The sequence below is a fragment of the Streptomyces sp. NPDC029296 genome, from assembly GCF_055569255.1.
The window spans coordinates 1-5,404 of the sequence record NZ_JBVHXT010000098.1 but is presented as its reverse complement, the minus strand read 5'-3'; the positions used below and the strand labels follow the sequence as shown (position 1 = coordinate 5,404).

The 5,404-nt window shown below is 70.7% G+C and carries 1 protein-coding gene; it reads left to right on the top strand.

What is annotated here, in order from left to right:
• Positions 1–38: 38 nt before the first annotated feature.
• On the top strand, positions 39–5,404 hold a 5,366-nt coding region (locus ACZ4W9_RS40145), incomplete at its 3' end, for an SDR family NAD(P)-dependent oxidoreductase (RefSeq protein ID WP_467944193.1).

Here is a 5,404-nt window from a genome sequence, read left to right as displayed (position 1 = left end):
GCGACCGCATCCTCGCGGATCTCGCGGACCTTGAGCCGGTGTCGCCGAGGATTCCGTTCTACTCGGCGGTGACCGCGGAGCGTGTGGAGACGGCTTCTCTGGATGCCGCGTACTGGTATACGAATCTGCGGCAGACGGTTCGTTTCGAGGAGACGGTGCGGCTGCTGCTGGCGGATGGTTTCGATGCGTTTATCGAGGCCAGTGCCCATCCTGTTCTGACGGCGCCGGTGGAGGGCACGGTGGAGGACGCGGCGGTCGTCCTGGGCACCCTGCGGCGTGACGAGGGCGGTCTGCGCCGCTTCACCACCGCCCTCGGCGAGGCGTACGCCAACGGCCTCGCCATCGACTGGACACCCCTCATAGGCGCCACCTCCCCGACCGACATCGACCTCCCCACCTACCCCTTCGAGCACCAGCACTTCTGGCTGGAGCGCACCCCCGCCACCGGCGACGCGCGCGAACTCGGCCTCGCCGGGGCGGATCACCCCCTCCTGGGTGCTGCCGTGCGACTCGGCGGCGAACAGGGTGCCGTACTCACCGGCCGAGTCTCCTTGCGAACCCACCCGTGGCTGCGGGACCACGCCGTCGCCGGGACGGTACTGCTGCCGGGCACGGCATTCGTGGAGCTGGCGATACGCGCCGGGGACGAGGTCGACTGCGGACGTGTCGCGGAACTGACCCTGGAAGCACCGTTGGTGATCCCCGAGCAGGGCTCCGCACAGCTCCAGGTGGTGGTCGAGACTCCCGGCGAGGACGGGGAGCGTGCCGTATCCGTGTACGGACGTGCCGAGCGCGGCGGCGCCCTCGACGACGCGTGGACCCGGCACGCGTCCGGTGTCCTGGCGCCGGCCCCCGACGACCGGACGGACAGCCTCGGAACCTGGCCGCCCGCGGGAGCCGAGCCCATTGCCCTGGACGACTTCTACTCCGCCCTGGCGGACACGGGATACGGCTACGGCCCGGCGTTCCAGGGACTGCGCACCGCCTGGCGGTCGGGCGACGACGTGTACGCCGAAGTCACCCTCCCCGCCGAACCGGCTGCGCAGGCCACACTGTTCGGGCTGCACCCGGCGCTCCTCGACGCCGCCCTGCACGCCGCCTCCCGCAGCGGCTTGGGCTCTGCGCCCACCGGCACGGTCAGGCTGCCTTTCGCCTGGTCGGACGTCACCCTGCACGCGTCCGGCGCGACCTCGCTACGTGTCCGGCTCACCGTCACAGGACCGGAGACGCTGGGGGTCCTCGCGACCGACACATCCGGCCAACCGGTGCTCTCGGCACGTGGCCTGACGGTCCGTCCATTGCCGCTCGACCGGCTCGACCTCGTACACCATCCCGCTGAAGAGGCGCTCTTCCGCGTCGACTGGACCCAGGTCGAGGTGGACGGGACGGTCCGGACGAACGACCAGGTCTGGGCGGTTCTCGGTGACACCGCCGACGCCACGGCCGCTCTCCTGCGTGACGCGCACATCGCTGCCGAGCCGTACGCCGACCTGCGTGCGGTGAGCGCGTCCGAGGGAGCCGCGCCTGACGTGGTGGCGGTGATCCTGGCCGACTCGGACGACACGCGCGGAGAGGTGCTGGAGACCCTGGGCGGTCTCTTGGCCTTCGTCCAGGAATGGCTCTCCGACGAGTACTTAGCCGCGTCCCGCCTGTTGGTGGTGACCCGTGGCGCCGTACAGACCGGGCACGGGGCCGACGGCGTGGACCTCACCCATGCCCCGGTCTGGGGGCTGATGCGTACCGCGCAGAACGAGCACCCGGAGCGGTTCGTCCTCGTCGACCTCGACCCGGCGGACCAGTCGGCCACGGCCCTCGTGACGGCACTCGACTGCGGGGAACCCCAGGTGGCCGTGCGTGACGGCGCCCTGTGGACCCCCCGGCTCGCGCGCACCACCTCCAGCGCCGCCCTGCTGCCCCCGCTCTCCGGACCCTGGCGTCTGGAGACGAGGGCCGGCGCCGGCACGCTGTCCGACCTGGCCCTCCTGCCCGCCCCGACGGCACAGCGGGAACTGGGCCCGGTCGACATCCGGATCGATGTTCACGCGGCCGGCATCAACTTCCGCGACGTACTCATCGGACACGGCATGGTGCCCGGCCAGACCGGCATGGGCAGCGAAGGGGCCGGTGTCGTCACCGAGATCGGCTCCGAGGTGACCGGACTCGCCGTGGGCGACCGGGTGTTCGGAATGTTCCGAGACGCCTTCGGGCCGGTAGTCGTGGCCGACAGCCGGATGACGGCAGTCCTCCCCGCGACGTGGTCGTTCGAGCAGGGCGCGTCGGTGCCGGTGGCCTTCCTGACGGCCTACTACGGACTCGTGGAGCTGGGTGAACTTCAGTACGGCGAGCGGGTGTTGGTGCACGCAGGTGCGGGCGGGGTCGGCATGGCGGCGATCCAGGTCGCGCGTCATCTCGGCGCCGAGGTGTTCGCGACGGCGAGCGAGGGCAAGTGGGACGCGCTGCGGGCGATGGGCCTGGACGACGCGCACATCGCGAGTTCCCGCACGCTCGACTTCGAGCAGAAGTTCGCTGACGGAGTGGACCTGGTGCTCAACTCCCTCACAGGGGAGTTCATCGACGCCTCGCTGCGGCTGCTCTCGGCCGATGGCCGGTTCCTGGAGATGGGCAAGACGGATATCCGGGATGCGGTCGAAGGGGTGTCGTACCGGGCGTACGACTTGCTGGAGGCGGGCCCCGAACGCATCGGGAAACTGCTGAGTGAGGTGATGCCGCTCTTCGCCGCCGGGGTGCTGGCACCGGTCGCCGTGCGGTCGTTCGATGTGCGGCGGGCGCCGGAGGCGTTCCGGTTCATGTCGCAGGCCAGGCACATGGGCAAGCTGGTCCTTCGGATGCCCAGGCGGCTCGATCCGGACGGTACGGTCCTGATCACGGGCGGTACCGGCACGCTGGGCAAGCTGGTGGCGCGGCATCTGGTCGAGGAACACGGGGTGCGGAACCTCGTGTTGCTGAGCCGTAGCGGCGGTGAGGTCCCTGAGGGGCTGGACGCACAGGTCGTCGTCGAAGCCTGCGACGTGTCCGACCGGGAGGCACTCGCCGCCGTCCTGGAGCGGATACCCACCCCTCTGACCGGCGTCGTCCACGCGGCGGGTGTACTGGACGACGGTCTCATCGAGTCACTGACCCCCGAGCGCCTCGAACGCGTCCTGCGCGCCAAGGTCGACGGCGCGGTGAACCTCCACGAACTCACCGCGGACCACGACCTCGCCGCGTTCGTCCTGTTCTCCTCCCTCGCCGGAATCCTCGGCAATGTCGGCCAGGCCGGCTACGCCGCCGCCAACACCTTCCTCGACGCGCTCGCACGGCAACGGCACGCGGCCGACCTTCCCGCGTCCTCCGTGTCCTGGGGGTTGTGGGAGCCGGCCAGCGCCATGACCGGCGGGCTGGGCCGACAGGACCTGGCGCGGATGCGGCGTTCCGGCGTCGTCGCCATGTCGGCCGAGGAAGGGCTCGCCCTCCTCGACGCCGCCCTGAACGTCGACGAACCACACCTCGTGGCCGTCCGCTTCGACCAGGTCGCGCTGCGCACCCAGGCAACCGGTGGGTCGATGCCCAGGCTGCTCCAGAGGATCGTGCGGGCCCGGGAAGTGCGCCGAGCCGTCGAGGCCGTCGCCACTGGACGGGACAACCCTCTGGCCCGTGAACTCGAAACGCAGCCCACGTCCGAACAGACGCGCATCCTGCTCGACCTCGTCCGCACCCACATAGCCACCGTCCTCGGACACACCTCCACCGGGTCGACGGACGCCGAACGCAGCTTCAAGGACCAAGGGTTCGACTCGCTGACCTCCGTGGAACTCCGCAACCGGCTCAACGCGGCCACCGGTCTCCGACTGCCCACCACCCTCGTCTTCGACCACCCGACCCCGCGCGCCCTCGCGGACTTCCTCCGCATCGAGCTGCTCGGCACCGAGGACGCCGACGACGGCCGCGCCATCGTCCCGGCCACAACGCTGCCGACGGACCATGAGCCGATCGCGATCGTCGGTATGGCCTGCCGCTTCCCGGGAGGCGTCGAGTCCCCTGAGGATCTGTGGCGGCTCGTCGCGGAAGAGCGTGACGCGATCACGGACTTCCCGACCGACCGGGGCTGGGACATCGACGGCATCTACGACCCCGACCCCGGCCGGCACGGAAAGAGCTATGTCCGCTCCGGCGGGTTCCTCGACTCCGTCGCCGACTTCGACGCCGAGTTCTTCGGGATCTCCCCCCGCGAGGCCCTCGCCATGGACCCCCAGCAGCGCCTGCTGATGGAGTCCTCGTGGGAAGCCGTCGAACGTGCCGGCATCGACCCCGCGACCCTGCGCGGCAGCCAGACCGGCGTGTTCTTCGGGATGCTGGCCAAGGACTACGCCACACGTCTCGACCGCACCCCCGAGGACGTCGAGGGCTACCTCGGCACCGGCAACGCCAGCAGTGTCGGCTCGGGACGGGTCGCGTACACCTTCGGCCTCGAAGGCCCTGCCGTGAGCGTCGACACCGCCTGCTCCTCTTCGATGGTCAGCCTCCACCTGGCCGTGCAGGCGCTGCGGAACGGCGAATGCTCGATGGCCCTCGTCGGCGGTGTCAGCGTGATGCCGACGCCGGGGCTGTTCGTCGAGTTCAGCCGACAGCGCGGGCTTGCCGCCGACGGCCGCAGCAAGGCGTTCTCGGACGCGGCGGACGGCACGAGCTGGTCCGAAGGCGTGGGCGTCCTGCTCGTCCAGAGGCTGTCCGACGCCCAGCGCGAAGGGCACCGCGTCCTCGCCGTCGTCCGGGGCAGCGCCACCAACCAGGACGGCGCGAGCAACGGGCTCGCCGCGCCGAGCGGTCCCTCGCAGCAGCGGGTGATCCGGCAGGCGCTCGCGAACGCACGGCTGAGCGCACGGGACGTCGACGCCGTCGAGGCGCACGGTACGGGCACGACGCTCGGGGACCCCATCGAGGCTCAGGCGATCATCGCCACGTATGGGCAGGGGCGCGATGCCGGTCGACCGCTGTGGCTCGGGTCGTTGAAGTCGAACCTTGGTCATGGGCAGGCTGTCTCCGGTGTTGCCGGGGTCATCAAGACGGTCATGGCGCTCAGGGCGGGCGTGTTGCCCAAGACGCTGCATGTCACTGAGCCGACCTCGCATGTGGACTGGTCTGCCGGGGCGGTGGAGCTGCTCACCGAGGCGCGGGAGTGGCCCGAGACCGGGCGTCCCCGTCGTGCGGGCGTGTCGTCGTTCGGGATCAGTGGGACGAACGCGCATGTGATTGTGGAGGAGGCTCCTGGGGCTCCTGCGGCGGGTGACGCTGCTGAGGTGCCTGCTGACGTGCCTGCCACTGGTGGCGTGCCTGCCGTTGGTGGTGTGTTGCCGTTTGTGGTGTCGGGGCGTTCGGTGGCGGGGTTGAAGGCTCGGGCTGGGCA